The 18,993-nt window shown below is 31.3% G+C and carries 18 protein-coding genes and 1 riboswitch; of the genes, 4 read left to right on the top strand and 14 right to left on the bottom strand.

What is annotated here, in order from left to right; translation table 11 throughout:
- Positions 1 to 13 precede the first annotated feature (13 nt).
- The 3 genes from BS101_RS03500 to BS101_RS03490 are packed head-to-tail and all read right to left on the bottom strand — an operon-like array spanning position 14 to position 2,265.
- Positions 14 to 232 carry an acetyl-CoA carboxylase biotin carboxyl carrier protein subunit gene (locus tag BS101_RS03500; RefSeq protein ID WP_073537557.1) on the bottom strand — a complete coding sequence of 73 codons (219 nt, stop codon included), beginning with the start codon at positions 230 to 232 and terminating at the stop codon, positions 14 to 16.
- Positions 233 to 266: 34 nt separating this feature from the next.
- Complete coding sequence (locus BS101_RS03495) at positions 267 to 1,250, bottom strand: biotin-dependent carboxyltransferase family protein (protein WP_073537556.1); 984 nt, start codon at positions 1,248 to 1,250, stop codon at positions 267 to 269.
- Between the two features lie 25 nt (positions 1,251 to 1,275).
- Positions 1,276 to 2,265, bottom strand: a complete 990-nt coding sequence (locus BS101_RS03490) for a 5-oxoprolinase subunit B family protein (RefSeq protein ID WP_073537555.1) — start codon at positions 2,263 to 2,265, stop codon at positions 1,276 to 1,278.
- Between the two features lie 350 nt (positions 2,266 to 2,615).
- Between BS101_RS03490 and BS101_RS03485 the strand changes: the two genes are divergently transcribed.
- From BS101_RS03485 to BS101_RS03470, 4 genes are read left to right on the top strand one after another with little or no spacing between them, the layout of a single operon-like run.
- Entirely contained in the window at positions 2,616 to 4,001 is a 1,386-nt protein-coding gene (locus BS101_RS03485) for an NAD(P)H-dependent oxidoreductase (protein WP_242951390.1), read from the top strand.
- Positions 4,001 to 4,531, top strand: a complete 531-nt coding sequence (locus BS101_RS03480) for a hypothetical protein (RefSeq protein WP_073537553.1) — start codon at positions 4,001 to 4,003, stop codon at positions 4,529 to 4,531. The genes BS101_RS03485 and BS101_RS03480 overlap by 1 nt, the downstream gene beginning before the upstream one ends.
- Positions 4,532 to 4,549: 18 nt before the next feature.
- A complete protein-coding gene (locus BS101_RS03475; protein WP_073537552.1) occupies positions 4,550 to 5,098 on the top strand; it encodes a LytTR family DNA-binding domain-containing protein in 549 nt (182 codons plus the stop codon).
- Positions 5,099 to 5,110: 12 nt separating this feature from the next.
- Positions 5,111 to 5,554: a hypothetical protein gene (locus BS101_RS03470; RefSeq protein WP_073537551.1), complete on the top strand. Its 444-nt coding sequence runs from the start codon at positions 5,111 to 5,113 to the stop codon at positions 5,552 to 5,554.
- 125 nt (positions 5,555 to 5,679) lie between these two features.
- Here the strand turns inward: BS101_RS03470 and BS101_RS03465 are convergent, their stop codons facing one another.
- The 11 genes from BS101_RS03465 to BS101_RS03415 all read right to left on the bottom strand — a co-directional run bounded on the left by BS101_RS03465 (position 5,680) and on the right by BS101_RS03415 (position 18,858).
- Positions 5,680 to 7,047 carry a nitrogenase component 1 gene (locus BS101_RS03465; RefSeq protein WP_073537550.1) on the bottom strand — a complete coding sequence of 456 codons (1,368 nt, stop codon included), beginning with the start codon at positions 7,045 to 7,047 and terminating at the stop codon, positions 5,680 to 5,682.
- A 29-nt stretch (positions 7,048 to 7,076) separates the two neighbouring features.
- Entirely contained in the window at positions 7,077 to 8,618 is a 1,542-nt protein-coding gene (locus tag BS101_RS03460; protein ID WP_073537549.1) for a nitrogenase component 1, read from the bottom strand.
- 129 nt (positions 8,619 to 8,747) lie between these two features.
- Positions 8,748 to 10,247, bottom strand: a complete 1,500-nt coding sequence (locus BS101_RS03455) for a nitrogenase component 1 (RefSeq protein ID WP_073537547.1) — start codon at positions 10,245 to 10,247, stop codon at positions 8,748 to 8,750.
- 13 nt (positions 10,248 to 10,260) lie between these two features.
- The gene (locus BS101_RS03450) at positions 10,261 to 11,601 is read right to left on the bottom strand and encodes a nitrogenase component 1 (RefSeq protein WP_073537546.1); all 1,341 of its coding nucleotides are present in this window, start codon (positions 11,599 to 11,601) and stop codon (positions 10,261 to 10,263) included.
- 42 nt (positions 11,602 to 11,643) lie between these two features.
- A complete protein-coding gene (cysK, locus tag BS101_RS03445) occupies positions 11,644 to 12,594 on the bottom strand; it encodes a cysteine synthase A (protein WP_073537545.1) in 951 nt (316 codons plus the stop codon).
- Positions 12,595 to 12,632: 38 nt separating this feature from the next.
- A complete protein-coding gene (locus BS101_RS03440; RefSeq protein WP_073537544.1) occupies positions 12,633 to 13,058 on the bottom strand; it encodes a NifB/NifX family molybdenum-iron cluster-binding protein in 426 nt (141 codons plus the stop codon).
- Between the two features lie 293 nt (positions 13,059 to 13,351).
- A riboswitch (SAM riboswitch) is annotated at positions 13,352 to 13,459 on the bottom strand.
- 268 nt (positions 13,460 to 13,727) lie between these two features.
- Positions 13,728 to 14,186 carry a putative ABC transporter permease gene (locus BS101_RS03435; protein ID WP_073537543.1) on the bottom strand — a complete coding sequence of 153 codons (459 nt, stop codon included), beginning with the start codon at positions 14,184 to 14,186 and terminating at the stop codon, positions 13,728 to 13,730.
- Positions 14,187 to 14,366: 180 nt separating this feature from the next.
- Positions 14,367 to 15,173 (bottom strand): ATP-binding cassette domain-containing protein, encoded by an 807-nt coding sequence (locus tag BS101_RS03430; protein WP_242951389.1) that lies wholly within the window; start codon positions 15,171 to 15,173, stop codon positions 14,367 to 14,369.
- A gap of 66 nt (positions 15,174 to 15,239) precedes the next feature.
- Positions 15,240 to 15,929 (bottom strand): GTP-binding protein, encoded by a 690-nt coding sequence (locus tag BS101_RS03425; protein ID WP_073537541.1) that lies wholly within the window; start codon positions 15,927 to 15,929, stop codon positions 15,240 to 15,242.
- On the bottom strand, positions 15,926 to 16,894 hold the full coding sequence (locus BS101_RS03420) for an ABC transporter substrate-binding protein (protein ID WP_242951388.1): 969 nt from the start codon (positions 16,892 to 16,894) through the stop codon (positions 15,926 to 15,928). Before BS101_RS03420 ends, BS101_RS03425 begins: the two co-directional genes overlap by 4 nt.
- Positions 16,895 to 17,022: 128 nt before the next feature.
- Positions 17,023 to 18,858: an SGNH/GDSL hydrolase family protein gene (locus BS101_RS03415; RefSeq protein ID WP_073537539.1), complete on the bottom strand. Its 1,836-nt coding sequence runs from the start codon at positions 18,856 to 18,858 to the stop codon at positions 17,023 to 17,025.
- Positions 18,859 to 18,993: the final 135 nt, after the last annotated feature.

Here is an 18,993-nt window from a genome sequence, read left to right as displayed (position 1 = left end):
AAATCTCCCCCCATTAAACCTCCAATATGACCATAGGAGTTCCTATTTCCATTTCATCCCACTCTTTTGCCAAAATGCCTTTTACTACACCATCATCACTAGCAAGTACAGGTATTTCTACTTTCATGCAATTTAACACGGCAACTTCCTGATTTTTTGTAACCTTATCTCCTTCATTAACCACTACACGGGCAACAAGTCCAGGCATATGAGCACATACTTTCTTTTCCATATATATTCCTCCTAAAAACATCTATTTTTTTATTTTATAATAGTGAATTTTCTGTAAGCATCTTACTTCTGTCTATTCTCGCTTGCACTGCTTCATCTCTAGTACAATAAACTAATTTTATGTAATCTCTAGATGGGGTGCCCTGTCCTATTTTCCACAAATCTGCATTAATTATATTTGCAACACATATATATCCTCCAAGGGTTGGACCATCTGCAATTAAAATAATTGGAGTATTTCCACATATATTTATAGCTCCCCGCATATTATATCCATGATCAACAATATTTGAAGGATGACTTCCACCTTTCCCACCATCCTCTCTTGAGAAAAAGTAAGATGGTATCTCTGAAATTCTATATGCAGAACGATTCGAACTATAGGAAACTTTAAATTCATTACTGAATAAATAGTCCATACCTTCTTCTGTTACATAATCCGGCACTGAATTCATTCCTGGAATAGCTCTTAATTCCCATGTTCTTGAATACTCTGGAATTATTTCTGATTTTAGCTTTCGTCCTTCCAGGCTGCTAAGTTCACCCAGTGGTTTTCCAACTTTAATTTTGTCCCCAGGGACCAGCCGTCTACCTTCAAAGCCTCCATAAGAACCAAAAACACAGGTAGATTTGCTTCCTAAATATTCTGGAACGTCAACCCCTCCGGCAACACATATATAACATCTGAATCCAAATTCTCCAAAGTGAGAAAATTTTAATACATCACCTTTATTTACTTTAAAAGATTCCCATAACTTAATTTTTTCATCATTTATAGTAGGATTCATATCCGTACCGGTAACAGCTATAACCATATCCTCTTCAAACTGCGCTTGAAAGTACCCTCCTGCAACTTCTATTCCTGCTTCACCTATTTTATTTCCCACAATTAAATTTCCTAGTTGAAGTGCCAAATTATCCATAGCACCTGCCGCTGCCATTCCAAGTCCCATATAGCCTAATCTTCCCGGCCAATCCTCAACAATAGCTTCTATTCCTCCATTTTGTATTTTTATCATTTTTACTCACCTCACTTTATAATATTTAAAGCCTAGGGGCTTTTTTTGTACCTTCTTCTTGTTTCTTTTGAAATTCTTCAGTGCCTTTTACAACATCGTCTCTTTTTAAAAATTCAAGGTAATCCTTAACAATTATTTCACCATCTTCAATTTCGTATTTATAATCGGTTTTATTGTGGACGTGATCATATATGTTCAACAATTCTTTCTCTGTAATTTCATAAAATTTAATTCTGTCTCCTGAAGGCCTATATAAGAATGGACTTTCCTTAAATTGAGGATGCTTCATGCTAAGCTGAAATGTAGGTATAGTTCTTCCAAAGAGTTGATACCCTCCTCCAGTAGGAGTAGTATAGGTAAATACACATGGTCCCCCAATTCCCACTGCTCCCTCTGGTGTCCAAATTCTAGGTGGGTTATACTTTGGAACTACAATGGCACACCTTGGATCCATGGCCCAGAAAAATCCACCTCCAGGCCAAAATCCACAACCGCTGTTATACCAATAGGTATTTAGCAATGTTTTCTTAATCTCATCCACTGAAATTCCATTACACATGGCCATGTACTCAAGATTATAACCATTAATTACATTTGGAGCTTTAGGTCTAACCTCCTTTTCATACTTTTCCACTGCTTTTTTTGTTTCACTATCCTCAAATGCAATAGGCAGGTGTATAATCCTTGAATCAATTACCATATCCTCTATACTCGTTATGGAATCCTCTGCATCTTTTATTTCATCGATTATTTTTTCCGCTGGAATTTCCACAGGATCAAAATGTATCATATTTGTTCTGATACCAGGAAGGGTTTCAATAAGCCCCTTTATATTTTTCCCTTTTATCAATTCATCTACAGCAAGCATTCTAAAAGAATCCAATATATCTGCCCGTTGTTCCCTGCCATATTCAATTTGGATAAAACCATCACCCGCCTGCCTGAAAAGTACCTCTACTCTATTTTTTGTCTCAGGCAGGGTGGATAAAATTACTTCATATTTACTTTTTGCCATTTGTTTATCCTCCTTTTACATAATTTTTTATAATTCTTTATGTACACATTTTACGTTGTGATGTACAAAATAACATTGTTAATATTACCGTTTTATAATTATTATTTTTACTAATAAACATGCTATTTATTATTAATTTAATAATAAATTTAGATACATAATATCACACTGTGAATTTAGTGTATATGTTCAAATTGAACAATTGTATGTGAATTTATTTATCCTATTATTACAAATGAGCATCCTAATTTATCCATGGATGCATCTTATCCATTAAATATTGCATGTTAAAAGAAATCTATAGTTTTAATTTGGGTAATTCAATAAAATAAAATTGTAAAGATCAGGAGGTGTTGTTTTTGAAGATAATTGTCTTAAATGGAAGTCCAAAATCACAAAAAAGCGTTACAATGCAATCAATGAAATATCTAGAACAGAATTATGAAAATCATCAATTTGAGTATATCCACACTATAAAAGATATAAAAAAATATGAGCAATCCAAGGAAGAATTAGAAACTTTATGTAAAAAAATTGGAGAAGCAGATGCTGTCATATGGGCTTTTCCACTATATTATGCCCTGGTACCTTCTCATTATAAAAGGTTTATTGAATTAATATTTGAAAATAATTTAACAGGTTATTTTTCAGCAAAATATACCAGTGTATTCTCTACTTCTATTCATTATGCAGATATTCATGCACATAATTACATGAGGGCAATATGTGAGGATCTGGGCATGAACTATGTAGAATATCTATCCCATGAAATGCAGGATTTAACAAAAGAAAATAGAAGGCAGGAACTTAAGTTATTCTTTGAAAATTTACTTACCTACGTTGATGAAGGTTTAATTACTAATAAGTTATTTAACACCTTAAGTGAAAGCACATTTAAATATAATCCAGGTAAAACAGATAAGTTTATTCATACTACTAAAAAAATAATTATTTTAACAGATGCCCAAAAAAAAGATAGTAATCTTAATGAAATGATTAATAAATATAAAAGCTATTTACAAAATTTAGTAGAAGTATTTAATCTTCATCAGATAGATATAAAAGGTCCTTGTTTAGGCTGCTGCAGCTGCGCCCAAGAAAATATATGTGTTTACCACCACAAGGATGGTTACCGAAAATTTTTAGATTATATTATTAAAAATGGAGATATAATTATTTTTGCCGGCACTATAAAAGATAGGTATTTATCCTCACGTTTTAAACTTTATTATGATAGAAGCTTTTGCTACACCCATATTCCTTTCTTAAAGGGTAAACAAATAGGTTATATTATTTCTGGAAAATTAAGTGAACACCAAAATTTAAGACAAATATTAGAGTTATATACTGGAGAAGACAGAAATTTAATCGGATTTGTCACTGATGAAAGTGAAAACAGTGATGTTATAGATAAGCAAATATACACCTTTGCTAAAATGAGTGTAAATTACTGTGAAAGAAATTATTTTAAATCCGAAACCTTTTTAGGCGTAGCCTCAAGAAAATTGTTCTCCGATGCCATAGGAGGCAACTTAGGAGCCATATTTGCAGCTGATTATAAATACTATAAAAAAAATGGACTGATAAAAAACATATCCTTTAAGCAAAAAATACAGGTGAAAGTTATGAGATACTTTATGGGCAAAGAAAGATTCAGGAAAGAAGTACAAAAAAATATGATTGATCATATGATTGCAGGCCATAAAAAAGTTCTTCAAAAAATAGGTACTAAGTAATGATTAACAGTTTAAAGGCAAGTTTAAATGTAACACTAGGCTTTCTTCCTTTAATACTTCTTTGGAGTATGTCAAGTAAACTAGGACTTATTTTAGGTTTAGGTTCTATTGCAATATTATTCATAAAAAATGTGATGAATAAGAATATGGGAATTATGTCCTGTGTGTTATTAGTATACTTTATTACATCTAATATATTATACTTTTATTTTCAAATGGATTTTGTTGTGGGGTATAAATATTTAACTTCTTATATAACACTAGGTTTAATGGGACTTATCTCTATTATAATATCAAAGCCCTACACTATGTATGAAGCTAAAAGTGGATACAAAAAAGGTTTTGGAAAATCCCCATTATTTATAGAGGTTAATATTTTGATAACAAAGATATGGACGACTATATACTTAATTAATGCTATTATAGAATTAACAGGCCATAATACTATTACTATTATAATTATAAATATGTTAATAATTCTCGGAATTGCATTGTCTATCATAATCCCGGGATTACTTCCAGAAGCTTAAAATAGAAGAGGGTTTTATATGGAGATGGATTTAATTTGCTCAGAGAACATAAAAAGAATATTAGAGGAAGTTCTTACTAACCGTAAAATAACAATTAGTAAAAAGTCTAAAGTATGCATTATTGAAAAAGGATTTGATTTAGAAGCAGGTAAAATAGGCATATATTTTGATATGGGTACCCTAAACCTTTTAATGGACTATTTAGAGCAGAGCACAGCCAGTAAGGAAGAAATTAAAAATATAATAACAGGAAAATGTGAAGAGGACGAACTTAAAGTACTCACTTATGATAACATTTATTATTTCGAATCTGTAGGGAACAATGTATTTTGTAAGACAAAAGATAAAAAATACAAGGTAAAGGAAAAACTCTATGAATTGGAAAAAAAGTTAGAAAATAAGGAATTTATAAGGGTAAGCAAATGTTTTATTGTAAACATAGTAAAAGTAGATCGTATTATTTCATGGTTTAATAGTAGGCTTATATTAAAAATCATGGATATAGATGAGGAGATTTATGTTACACGAAAATATTTAAATGATTTCAAAAAATTTCTTGGATTTTGAGGTGAGCTAGATATGAAAGGAAATTTAAAAGATTTTTTATTTAATTTATCAATATCCATGTTTATAGGATTATTTGTAGGTATGGTTCAAGTAACAGCTGTAAACATAAACAGTGAAGCTTTAACTATATTAATTATATCTTCCATAATTGGAGGAGTTATTGGAACAATTTCCAGGTTTATTTTCATATATATATTTGCCATAAAACAAAAAGATGTAAAACTGGCATTTATATCAGTATTTATAATAATAGGAGCTATTTCCTATATGCCATCCTTTTACTATTATTTAGCTTATAATAATGCTATATCCTTGATACAATTAATACCAACCTTAATATCCGCAGAACTCCTTGGAATGAGTTTTTGTTACTGTTCCTATAAAAGATGTTTGGATTTAAATTTAAAACTGAAAGATAAAAAACAGCAGTTAAAAAGAAAATCCCAATTACATTAAAATTTTTTACTATATGAATATATACATTTATGGGGTATTTTTATTTTAATACCCCATATTTTTTCTGATTGAAAATTTCTCTTTTCAATTTACTAATTTACCTACACTTTCTATGTTTAATCTACCTAACGTTTTACAACTTCAGTATAAATTTTTTCCAACAAATTAAATGCTCCACGATATCCCACATATGAACGAGTAATTACCAATTCATTATATGACGGAAAACCTACCTCAACTACAAATGTTTTTAAAGCTTTTGCAATATCTTGTTCCCAGCTAGTGCCAAAAATAATCGGAGGTTTATGACCAAAATCAGTATTTCTAATTTTTTCTTGAATTATATATCCATCTTCCTCAAATTCAACATCTGTAGAAACATCTTCTGCAATATTTTTATACTGTTCCCGAATTGCTTCATGATATTCTTCTGGTGGTTTTTCTGTAATAATCTGTTTTCTTGGAACTAGTCCCAGTTGATTTGTCAAAAATTTAGTTAATGCTAGATTGTAAGCACTATCACCAATTACTGCAAACTTAGCCGGTAAACCCCACCAATACTCAGAATAAAAATCCGAAAATTCCTCCAAATATTGATAATAAATCTCTTCTTCTTTCTTGATGAATCTTTCAGCTTTTTTACTATTGAGGCCAGCAAAATCAACTACTTTACGTAAAAAACTACTGGTTTCTTCAGCACCAATAGGAACTACCGGAATGTGTAAAAATGGCTGACCATATTTTTTTTGAAGATGTTTAACTGTTTCCAGACCCAGCCATGGTGAAAGCACTAAATTAAACTGAACCTTAGGTATATTCTTCCATTCGGAAATTCCTTTTGATCCATTGCCAAAAAGTATATTCACCTTAAGTCCAATACCTTCCAAAATCCTCTTAATTTCAGTAAAGTCACCGCGCCAGAAAATATTTTGATAAGGGAGTAATGACCAAACATTAACAGAGGCTTGATTACGCTCACCGCCATAATATCCTACATACTGATCTATAATGGCTCTAGTAACTACTTCATGTCCTTTGAAATTATTCCCTTTAAATCCACCAGTTTCAGCATATACAATTGGAACTCCTTTGTCTTGAAACTCTTTAACTACGGATCCCACATCTTCTCCTATAAGATCTGAAACACAACCTGTAAGTACAACAAATAAATCTGCATCCAAAATTTTCAATGATGCTTCAATTAATTCTCTTAATTTCTTTTCACCTCCAAATACTACTTCATTCTCCGTAAAATTCACACTTGGTATAACTGATCCACCGCCATATGAACTACCTTGATAACCGGATCCAATATTACTTTGTTGATTAGACACACAGCCTGCACCACAATGAGTGATTGGAATGACTCTTGGTATTGCAGCGGCACTGTTCATGGCTCCAATAGAACAAGTATAGCGAGCTTGGCTGATAGAATTAGTCTTTTTTAAATGTAACTTTGATATACTTTTATCTGTAATCTTATTTATTGACATATTCCACTTTCCCCTTTTAAACTTATATTTTACTTTTTTAGCGCCAGATTAGGCTCTTTTGCCAGTATATAGGGATCTTTTTGATTCAACCACCATTTTTTATATGGTAATCTGGCATGAACAGCTACAGAACGATGTAATTTCTTAAAAGAAAGAATATCTAAAATGGCTTCTCCTAAATTAATAATTCCCTGATATCCTATAACGCTGTTTTCATCACCAAGTGGAGCTGCTGGAATACCTAAACGCGTAGCTAACGGTGCTAATCCGCCATGTCTTATGAGAATAAAATCTGGATTTACTCTTTTTAACAATCCGTAAAATTGATATTGCTGATGATTGCTTACACTAAAAGCAGGTACATCTCCATAATTATCAACTAGATGAGCAAGAGAATTCTGCCTTTTATCCCCACTGTCATAAATAGGATCATGATGAAATACTAGAGAACCATCTACTTCAATTTCAAGTTCTTTAAGTACAGCTATCAATCCGTGAGAATATGCAGAACCCGTTGCAACATATCCTTTTTTACCCTTAAGTAATTTTCTCAATTCTTTAACACGCGGCATTACTCTTGCATGTTCCTTTGCTATATAAGCTTCACCTTCCTTCTCACGATGAGTAACTCTTGTCAATTCACGAATCCATGCATCCGTCCCTGAAAATCCATAGGGTTGAGGTGCTTTAATTTCCGGAACACCAAATTCCTGTTCCAAAGCTGCCGCTATATAAGAAGACAATGTATAACAGAAACCTACTGTTGCCGCGGCCTCAGAAAGTTGTGCCAACTCATCTACAGAAGCCAAATCTACCGCATAATTAACTCTAAGGCCCAATTCTTTCAACATTGGAGTAAATACATCGGAGCCCCAAAGATTAATCACATTAACTAGATCATCTTGCTTCTTTTTAGATTTTTTACGTACAATTTGTCGTAAAATTCCGTGTTGAGACACATCAAATCCAGTACTCCAATGTTTAGATTTAAATCCTTCACAGTGCATGGCAACAACTGGGATTTTTAGCTTTTTTTCAAATTCAGAAGCTACACTATCTATATCATCTCCAATAATACCAGTTGCACAAGAATTACCTATAAAGATTGCCTTTGGATGATAGCGGTCCCATGCATCTTGTATAGACTGAGCTAATTTATCAACTCCTCCGAATATCATATCATTTTCTTGCAAATTAGTAGAAATTATACGGATATTTTCTACAGGTAAGTTTCGCATTGCCAGTCCATTTCGAAATATAGAATTGTTTCCTCCTTGCCCAGCAGAACACCCTATAGGTGAGTGTTGAATTAAAACTGCATCACGTACATGACCAGCTTGACATTCAACCATTTGCATAGTACAGCTAGTCCCTTGAGTAAAAGGGCCATTAAGTTCACATAACTTACAACTTTTATTACCACTGTTTGATCCGCATCCTTCACGTGAATATAATGTTTTTGATAAGGTTGATAAAGTTGATGCTTTCCCATCCCATGAAATTATAGTACCCAATCGCTGTTCACGGCTTTCTACAACTGTATTATTAAGATCAATTTTTTTACTACTCATTTTGTTCCTCCTGACTTTAATACCTTAGTTAACATGCCCTTCATAATGAATCTTAAAATCGCTTGATATAAATTTTCTAACTTTCTCCCATATCACAAAGAGTTTCATCATTCATTTCTCATTTTTCTTTTAATCTTCTCTTATATAAGTAAACGGCTCCTTATCATACCACTCTCTTTTATACGGAAGTGATCTATTTTTTGAAATATTTTTATTGAATTGATTGTTTTTAATTTTTCTACTTAGTCTACAGGCAATTTCAAATACACCTGCATATCCCATATAAATATTGGTGGGTCCAAACAGAGGCAATATAGGTAAGCCTTGTTTAGCAGTAATATTATTAATTCCACTATGAATTACAATTACATCTGGTTTTAATTTATTTACAATATTTACTTGTTCAAAAGGTTGTTGAGTTGCTACATTAAATACAACATCATCTATATTTTCCAGGGCCTCAAAGGTTGGCTCTATGAATTTATCTATATGATGTCCTTTAAACCCTACAATCTCCATTCCTAAATCCTGTAATACTTCTGCAGTAGCAACTATTCTGATAGCCCCTCCTCCTAAATACACCCTTTTACCTTTAAGATTCTTTCTATATGGTTTAAGACTTTCATTAAGCAATTCATCTTCTTTTTTCAGAAAAGCTTCTGCTTCTTTTTCTAGATTAAAGTGCTCTGCAATTTTTAAAACCCAACGTGTCGTATTCTTTCTTCCAATTGGGATTGTATCAATTATAAAAGGAATTCCATATTCTTGTTCTACATATTTAATATAATAATCATCATGTGTTCCACATACGCTTATATTTAGAGAGTTTTCCAAAGAATATGCAAAATCTTTTGGTGCAGAGTAACAAGGCAGGAAAGATACAGCTAACCCTATGGCATTTAACAGCCTTTCTAGTTCAAGTTCATCAGCTCTACTCATGGAACCCACATTAAAAATATTAACATGTCTGCTGAGCAAATATTTTCTCTGAATTTCTTCAAAGTCATCTTCAACTAAATTTTCTTCCCTGACTACATTCTTTAAAAGTTTTTTCATTATACCATTATAAGCTGCATCATATGCCGTAGCCATTACTTTTGTTTTAAATCCTTCACAAGTAACAGGTATTAAAGCAGCGGCAACTTCTGATTGCAGATCAGAGATTATTCCATCTATATCATCTCCAATTAATGCCGGAACACATCCACTTACTGCAATAATCATTTCTGGCCTAAATTCCTTATCAGCATATATAATTGTATCTCTCAGCTTTTTTTCTCCTCCACTTATTACATCTGATTCATCCAGATTAGTACTCAGCCATATTGTTCCTTCAGCTTTAGGATCTCTTAAACGCTTAAAATTAGAACCTTGTCCTACAGAACTATTAGTAGAGGCTCCACATCCTAGCGGAGAATGCATTATAACAACAGCATTTCTTAATGTATTTAAAATTCCAAGACTTAACCCATGTTGGCATCCATAAGTTTGAGAAAAGCTGCGATTTGCATTATTTAAACATGCTTTATTCAAGCAATATTTTAAATTGGCACATGTTCCTCCAAAGGCAATACCAGCTTTCAATCTTTCTTCACGTGCTGGTGCAGTCGTGCTTAATTCCATTTTCATACATTATCCCTCCTTATCTACCTGTAATCAATGAGCTCAGTATGTCTTCAGTAAGAGTTAATCCTCCATTAAATCCAACATAGGATCTATTAAGAACAATTCTGTTTGTAATGGGAAATGAAACTGTAACTAAAGGTACATTTATGCTGGCTGCCAATTCCTTTTCAAATATACTTCCTATAACCACAAGAGGTGCCATAGCCTCATAATACCTTTGATTTTTGTTAGGCTCCCATACTTCTCGTAAATATCTTTTAATAGAACTTGTATCAGTATCAAATTTAACTGTTGTCTTCAATCCTGATTCAAATCCTTTAAATTGCTCTTCTACTTTATCTTTTTCATTTTCACTTAATAGATCAGTAATCACAGCAAGTTCTGGCAGCCATCCCAATTCATCCGATACAAAACGTGATAAAGAGGGTGCATAATTGGAATCTCCAACTACAAGGGCATATCTTTGCAAATCTGCATCAGTATAAATATCTAAAAATCTTTCAAAATAATCGTAATAGATATTTCTTTCCTTCTCCAGTGCTTTGTCTATTATGCTTTCTTGTATATCAAAATACCTTCCTATCTTTCTTATGAATTTTTCTGTTTGAATATATCCAATAGGAATTTGAGCTGTTATATATGGTATATTATGAGCTTCCTTATACTCTTCTGCTGTTTCCTTTCCAAATACTTTTGAAAGCACAATATTTAAGCCTGCATTAGCTGAATTTTTAATATCTTCAATATCTTCACCTTCTCCAAATAATGTATTAGCTTTTATACCTATAAGACCAAGAATACGTTTTATTTCTTTTAAATTACCTTTCCAAAATATATCTTGTCCAGGCACAATACCCAATATATTTACTTGTTTTTCAGTTTTTTTCTCCTTTGGTTCAACATATTGTTTTACCAAGCCCTGTAAAAGAAGATCATAACCATAATAGGAATTTCCTTTAAAGCTAGGGGTTGGAACTGCTATAACTGGTTTTTCAGTACCAGTAAAATCTTTAACCACTGCTTCTATATCATCACCAATCATTTCTACCATACATCCTGTTACAACGACATATATATCTCCATCCATTATCTCCAATGTACTTTTTATTTGTTCCTTCAATCTTTTTTCTCCACCAAAAACAATATCCCTTTCCGTCACATTTGTGCTAGGCAGGGATGTTGCTCCACAATAACCTCCTCCTAGATAAGCTGAACCAGCATTAGTTGCGTTGTGTAAATTATAACCACAACCTGAAGCTGCATGTATGATGGGTATTGCTCTAGAAATAGCTCTTAATGTAGACAGTGCACCTCCTAGTGCACATGAGTATCGTGGTCTGTCAACAAACTTGCTCATCTTTCCTCCAATCTGCCATCTGGCTGACTAATATTTTATAATTTAAAATTGTATTTTATCTATTCTATCAAAGAGATCTGTGGACAAATATCTCTCCCCTGTATCAGGTAATAGAACTACCACATTTTTTCCTTTAAATTCTAAACGTTTTGCAATTTGTGTGGCAGCAAAAGCTGCTGCACCTGACGAAAAACCTACTAATAGCCCTTCTGTCCTAGCCAAATCTTGTGCAGTTTCAATTGCTTCTTCATTTCTAACCTTGTATATTCCATCAATATTTTCGAATTTAACTAATTCTGGCACAAAATTTGCTCCTATCCCTTGCAGTTTGTGGGAACCAGGTACTCCGCCAGATAAAACTGGCGAATCATATGGCTCTACTGCAATTATTTTTATATTAGGATTTTTTTCTTTTAATCCTTCACCAACCCCTGTGATTGTCCCTCCTGTTCCAACTCCTGCAACAAAGGCTGCAATCTCTCCCTCTAAATCATTCCAAATTTCAACGGCTGTTGTTTCTTTGTGTATTTTAGGATTCACTTCATTAAAAAATTGCTGAGGTTGAAATGAATTCTCAATTTGAAAAGAAAGTTCTTCGGCCCTTCTTATTGCACCCTTCATTCCATCTTTTGCTGGTGTCAGTATTAATTCAACATTTAATGCTTTTAATAGCTTTTTACGTTCATCACTCATACTCTCGGGCATGGTTATGATAATATGATATCCTTTTGCAGCAGCTACAAATGCCAGGCCAATTCCTGTATTACCACTTGTAGGCTCAATAATTACAGTATCTTTATTTATCAATCCCTTCTCCTCAGCATCTTCTATCATAGCTAGAGCAATACGATCTTTAACTGAACTTAGAGGATTAAAATATTCTAGTTTTGCAATTAAATTACCTCTTATTTTTTTTTCTTTGTTATAATCAGTCAACTGTAATAATGGTGTATTTCCCACCAATTCAGTTAACTTTATAGAAACTCTGCCCATGTAATCACTCCCTATTTAATACCTTCTTTCTTACTTTCTTAAAAAGAATTTATTTTCTGCTTTTTTATACCTTTCAATGATTTACGTTCATCACTTTTTTTGTAATATCCTATTATTGTTTTTAATGCCTCATCAAGTTTCATATTAATACCAAATACAGAAATGTTATTTTTCCCTAATTGCTTTTCTGAACTAGGTCCGTATCTACTACATAGCAAACATCTGCAATCAGAAATAGCTTCTACTTTTCTTTGAATCTTGGGATTAATGTTACCAAAAGAATGTTTAGATGAATATGAACTACAATTCACACTATTCTTTTGATTTTTTTCAACTAATCTTTCTCCTAAATTCTCATAGCTTTCATCATCATTTACTTTTATTATGAAAAAAGAATTTGAAGCTCCAAAATGCTTATCAATGTTGACTCCATCTGTTGAAGCAACTGCAATATTATATCCCATTAATACTTTCATCTCCTTCTTCGTTAATGTATTTAACACTCTAATTTATAAATTAAATATATTAAACATTACTATATAATCCATATGGAAACTTTAAAAATAAAAAAACTATACTTTTCATCAAGAAAAATATAGCCTCCAGTTTCCTAGTCAACCATTTTAAAGTGAATCTTCTATGATCTATAACATTTTCTACAAAATTATTTTCTAACCAACAAGAAAAAGACTATAATTCCTATATAAGAAAAATAGCCTCTATTAACTAACAAAACAATTTAATAAGATTTCTACTTTTCTTATCTTTCAGAGCATTAATACACTCTGTAGGAATTAACACCGATGCACAAAATGTCGGTTGTCGGGCTTCACAGGGCCTATCCCTCCGCCGCTCTTGATAAGAATAACTGTATTAAGTTTCAGCCAATTCATTTTTTAAATATTTATAATAATTAACTATATGATCATTATATTAATTATACTATATTATGTCAATACTAAATTTATAAAAACTTACAGTATATGTTTAAATAAAAACTGCTGTAAACTACTTTAAAGAATAGTCTCGCAGCACTCCATTTTCATCTAAAAAACATACTTTGTATTCTGATTAAGTTTAAATTGCTTTCTATATATTGTATACAACGCTTTTATAAATAGTTATAAATTTTATTACTTATACAAAAATAAGTGTTTGTAATTTGTTATAAGTTTCTCTGGCTTTTTTTCTCCAAAAAACTTATATCTTAAGTAATCATCAATATATATGTTAAATGGAACCAGTAAAAACCATATTACTGCATATGGAATACATATCTGTCCCAAAATATTTCCCCAAGTGTTAGAATAATCCCATATTCCAAGCTGAAGCCATATGTTTAGAATGACCCCTGAAACAAACTCCAATATTAAAATTATAAGAGTTCCTATCAAACATTGTTCCAACATTTTACGATTAGAAAAAGCATGATCTTCATTTAACTTTCCAATAAAGAAAGCCGATATACCTCCTACTATCAGCATGGATATATGCGTCCATCCACGCCATATTCCTTCTAAAACCATGTAAATACTGCCCATTATAAATATGAGAATTAAATCCTTTTTTAAATTTTTATACTTATATATCATAATGCACCCTCCAAATTATTTTGGTTTAAAACTTATTAATATTATCAAATATGTGATAAATATTTCCTTATTATAATTTATACACCAAAACAATTTTTTATGTCAGGGCTGAACCTCTGAATCACTGATATATTAAATCTATCTATTTCACTTTCAAATTTAAAGGTAAGAGTTAATTGATTATAAAGATATAGACTCTACAATATCACCATTTCTCAATAAATTTCTCAATGATGATATTTTATTGTCCATAGTTTGTAAACTTTCAAGAACTTTTTTTTCTTCAGGACTTGTAAAAATCACTTTATTTATTCCTCCATTTTTGATAATTATGCGCTTAATTGACATAAGTATTAAAATTGGATCATGGGTGGCCATAAGTACTATTTTTTCTTTTTTAATTAGAGCATCCAATGCCTTTTTTCTATCTATACCTGCATTTTCTATTTCATCAATTAAAACTATAGGAGATGTACTTAAATAGGCAGTATCTGCAATCATAAGAGCCCTGGACTGTCCTCCACTTAAAGCAGTCAAAGGAGTATAATGAAAAAATTTTTCCCCTGAAAGTTCATTGGCTTTTTTAATTATACTATCTACTATCTCTTTTGAAGCATAATTTTTCCTGCACCTTGAATGCATATTTAAAAATTCACCTACTGTAACATCCATTACAAAATTCATATTTTGAGAAAGCTGTGCCACCAATTTTTCTTCTGAAGAAAAGCGATTTGATATATCCGGTACTTTATCATTTATAAGTATTTGTCTGCCCGTAGGTGTATCCTTTTGAGACATATATTCTATATCCGCCAGCAGACGACTTTTTCCTGAACCTGTAGGTCCTACTATAGATATAATCTGTCCCACATTTAAATCCAATGTTATATTTTCGGGTTTACCCTGTTTATCATACCCTCCAATAACAGTTATTTTATTAACAGTAGATTTACCGTCATTTTCTATAACTTTTTTATCTGACAACAAACACACCTCCTTTAAATGTTCTTAATCATATTTCTCAAGTGATTCTTGAGGTCAGGTGGAATTTGCTCATTCGGATAACTCCATTTTCTTAACATTTCCCAGTTGAAAGTCACTGCCAATTTGAGTTTCCCCAAGGCAATAGGAACATAATGCAGAGGGCATGGTAAACCTCAATTTTTTATGTTCTATATTTTCAATATCGCAGGCTTTAATGAAAAGCTCTCCAAGTTCATTACTTCCCTGACCGGTTATTCCATTTACATGTAGTATGATGGCTTTAGAATTACATTGTCTTATACGAAATGTGAAAACTTCCCGTTCAGCTTGAGACACAATTTCCCCCTTGGTAACTACAATAATATCTGCATATTTAAGCATAGGTCCTATTTTTTGAGGTGTATTAATTCCCGATAAATTATCAATAACACAAACCGCAAGTACTTCTTTTATATAGGGAGAACATCTATTGCACAGTCCTGCACTTTCACTTATTAAAATATCAAAGCCTTTATTTAAGCCCCAACTTATACACTCATCAATATTGGCCACAAAATAATGATCCGGGCATAGGTTTCCTGAAACACCTACTTTTACTTCAACTCCCCTGTCACTATATACCTCGTTATCATAAGTAGAAAGACAGTCAAACTTAATTACTCCAACTTTTAAATTTTTAAGTCTAATGGAATTTATGGTTTTAAGTATTACAGATGTTTTTCCTGTGGATGGCGGTCCTGAAACTGTTATTAATTTCATAGTTTACCTCTATGAGATTTAATGAAAACAGTATTCAATTCTTTTATAAGTGAACCTATATCTCTTTCCTTTATAAAATCCCAACCTATCCAATTAAAAGTAGCTCCCTTAGGTACTTTATTGGAAGCCTCAGGATTCAAAGAAGGTAAGAATGCCCCTGCACATATCTCACCTAATTTATCACCCGTAAAAAAATCTATAATTTTAGTTAGTTTTTCTCTACAGGACTTTTTCACCATCATTGTAATAGGACTTACAATAGCTCCATCTTCAGGCCATATTATTCTTACATCTTTTTTATTTTGCATGGTTTTAGTAAAAAAATAAGGCATGACACTTACGGCAGGTGCCCCGGTCCTTCCGCTTCCAGCCATTTTTACCATTTGGGATGGATGCCATCCATATTTCACAGCTCTGCCTAATTTCTCTATTCCTTCATATCCACATTGTTTAAATATAGTAAGTAAAGTTGTCTCACAAAATGAATCATTATATCCTCTTATAGCAACTCTTTTTTCAAATTCAGGCTTTAAAAGTTCCTCCCATGTACATGGACATTTAACATCTCCTAAAGCTTTCATGTCAACTACCATAACCAATGTATTTAAAGCTATTATGGTATAATTGCCTTCAGGATCTTTTATACCACTGTCTGAAAACATAGAATTAATCCAGGGGCTTAATGCGTCATAGAAATATCCTTTTTCAACAAAATTTTCTCTGAAATTTTTATAATAAAAACTATTTATTCCCGAAGTTATTGTAATATCTGGTATGGACTCTATATCTGTATATTCTTCCACCTGTTGATTATATGAAATCTGCTTATTTGCATTTCCCTCAATAATATAATTTAATACATTATTTTCACCACACATACTATCATGTAAATGATTTTCGAATGCAATTTCTACAGGAACTTTTAAAGGACAAGGCAGTAGTGCCAGTATATCCAAATTTTTCAAATTGATATCCCCCATTATTATCTCCTCATAATTTATAGCATTTACATATATTATAATAATATTTTATTATTTTATCAATTGATAGGTTTATAAATTAATAAAACTATTTAATACCCCTTAATTTTCTATTATTGATTATATAGCGTATCAGTAGTAACTATAGCATATTCATTATCGCTTTGATTAAGCATTTTTATAAAATTAGCAAATATACCCGAACCAATAATCTTTCCATTAGTCTCATAATCTAATATAGGTGATGATTTCAAATCTGTATATATTTTAATATAGGTGGTATTGATTTCAACATATAATCCTGAAGATTTCACTAATTCCTTTGAACTTGATCCAATATCATAATATAATAATTGATTTAAATTTTCGATATTATCCAGAGACAGGCTATTTCTATCGTATGAAAATAACTTTATTGTATTATCTTTAATACCTAGAAGTAATCCTGAATTTATTCTATCTACAACAGGGATAAATACATCTGTTGAATCAGATATATTAGTGTCTAATTTAAGTTTAAATAACACTTTATGTTCAAAATAATTTTGTAATTTATATGGAGCTAAAAACTGTTTTGTAACAGTACTATTATTTTGAGATATAGATATTTTAGAAGTATAATTCTTAAAATCTTGTGAGATGTAAAAACCAACTGCTGCTATTCTATTAAATTGTCCAGAGTATAATTTTATTTCATTCAGACCAAATTTTAATTTATCAACTAAAAATAATTTATACATATTTGCCAGAGAGAAATAGCTATCTATAAAAGTATCATTTAAAATATAATTTTTATCATTGAATGTAACATATGGCTTTTGAATATCTAATGAAGGTAAACTGTACCCTGGATTTTCAGGTATCTGAATCTGTATACTATATAAATTCAAATTATTCGACAAGTTTAAAATTATAAAATCTTGAAGTAAAACATCAGACATATCTTCTTTATCACAATAAATAAAGCTATTAAATAAATAATTTGTATACCAAAGATTAATCTGATTGTCCTCCAATGACACCTTATCACTTGATATATTACTTTTTATGTACTGAGAAGTAAAATCTAATTTCATTTGTTTCTTGCCATCTAATATAATTACTCTTGGATTAAAGTATGCAAACAATACTTCAGATTCAAATCTATGCCCCTTATCAACAAAATGGAGATGATCGGTACTAATTATATCTTTCAAAGTATCACTTTCATTATTTGCCAGAAGTTTTGAAGTATAATAATTCATATCTATTAATTCAATATTATACTTTTTAGATAACTCTTTTTTTACTGTATTTGCTATAGAGTTTATATTTTCACTTGTACGATATGGATAATTTAAACTATCAATACTTCCAGGCTCTACTGTAGCTTGAGTAGTAATTAAAAATGGTTGTATATTATTTTTAAAACACCATATTATAATATTTTCTATGTTTTTCTTGAACTGCTCCTTATAATCTTTAGTTGAAGTTTTATTAAGCCTATCATTAATACCAAATCCTATACCAATCATTTTCACATCTGAATAAGCCCCTGAAAAGATATCACTGATATTTGAATATCCCCAGTCAGCAGTTTGTCCAGAAAATCCAGCATTATATATTCTGGCCGCAGTAGAACCTGTATATTTTCTAATTAAATTTTGTAAATACGTTGTAAGGGCATTAGGTGGCTGATGATCTTGTCCTATTTCATTTTTAATCCATCCTGATGTTTGATTGCCATCGAATGTACTATCTCCAAAAAATGCAACAGGAAATTTCTCATTATTTTCCCAAGCTACCCAAGCATCGTGAAGTGTTATTCTGTTGAAACTATTAATATTTTCCACTTGTGATTCATCTCTTTCTATTAAATTAGTATTATCTTCAGCTAACACTATTGTAGCTGATACTATAATAATAACAGTCATAGTCAAAAGAAATATCTTATTTAATATCTTCATCATAAATAAAATCCCACCTAATGAATTAAATAAATCTAATATTATATTATTTAAATCTTTCTATAGACAATTATACTTAATAATTATGATAACAATATTGAATAAAAATGTGAATTTTATATTATTTACAATGCTAAT

This window comes from Clostridium kluyveri, from assembly GCF_001902295.1.
Classification (GTDB): domain Bacteria; phylum Bacillota; class Clostridia; order Clostridiales; family Clostridiaceae; genus Clostridium_B; species Clostridium_B kluyveri_B.
Note: the sequence above shows the minus strand (reverse complement) of the source record. Positions and strands in the feature narration are given on the sequence as shown.

What these genes read in the sequence shown, in the direction of transcription:
- BS101_RS03500 (WP_073537557.1), bottom strand. Translation starts at nt 232, where the DNA reads ATGGAAAAGAAAGTATGTGCTCATATGCCTGGACTTGTTGCCCGTGTA.
- BS101_RS03495 (WP_073537556.1), bottom strand. Translation starts at nt 1,250, where the DNA reads ATGATAAAAATACAAAATGGAGGAATAGAAGCTATTGTTGAGGATTGG.
- BS101_RS03490 (WP_073537555.1), bottom strand. Translation starts at nt 2,265, where the DNA reads ATGGCAAAAAGTAAATATGAAGTAATTTTATCCACCCTGCCTGAGACA.
- BS101_RS03480 (WP_073537553.1), top strand. Translation starts at nt 4,001, where the DNA reads ATGATTAACAGTTTAAAGGCAAGTTTAAATGTAACACTAGGCTTTCTT.
- BS101_RS03475 (WP_073537552.1), top strand. Translation starts at nt 4,550, where the DNA reads ATGGAGATGGATTTAATTTGCTCAGAGAACATAAAAAGAATATTAGAG.
- BS101_RS03470 (WP_073537551.1), top strand. Translation starts at nt 5,111, where the DNA reads ATGAAAGGAAATTTAAAAGATTTTTTATTTAATTTATCAATATCCATG.
- BS101_RS03465 (WP_073537550.1), bottom strand. Translation starts at nt 7,047, where the DNA reads ATGTCAATAAATAAGATTACAGATAAAAGTATATCAAAGTTACATTTA.
- BS101_RS03460 (WP_073537549.1), bottom strand. Translation starts at nt 8,618, where the DNA reads ATGAGTAGTAAAAAAATTGATCTTAATAATACAGTTGTAGAAAGCCGT.
- BS101_RS03455 (WP_073537547.1), bottom strand. Translation starts at nt 10,247, where the DNA reads ATGAAAATGGAATTAAGCACGACTGCACCAGCACGTGAAGAAAGATTG.
- BS101_RS03450 (WP_073537546.1), bottom strand. Translation starts at nt 11,601, where the DNA reads ATGAGCAAGTTTGTTGACAGACCACGATACTCATGTGCACTAGGAGGT.
- cysK (WP_073537545.1), bottom strand. Translation starts at nt 12,594, where the DNA reads ATGGGCAGAGTTTCTATAAAGTTAACTGAATTGGTGGGAAATACACCA.
- BS101_RS03440 (WP_073537544.1), bottom strand. Translation starts at nt 13,058, where the DNA reads ATGGGATATAATATTGCAGTTGCTTCAACAGATGGAGTCAACATTGAT.
- BS101_RS03435 (WP_073537543.1), bottom strand. Translation starts at nt 14,186, where the DNA reads ATGATATATAAGTATAAAAATTTAAAAAAGGATTTAATTCTCATATTT.
- BS101_RS03425 (WP_073537541.1), bottom strand. Translation starts at nt 15,929, where the DNA reads ATGAAATTAATAACAGTTTCAGGACCGCCATCCACAGGAAAAACATCT.
- BS101_RS03415 (WP_073537539.1), bottom strand. Translation starts at nt 18,858, where the DNA reads ATGATGAAGATATTAAATAAGATATTTCTTTTGACTATGACTGTTATT.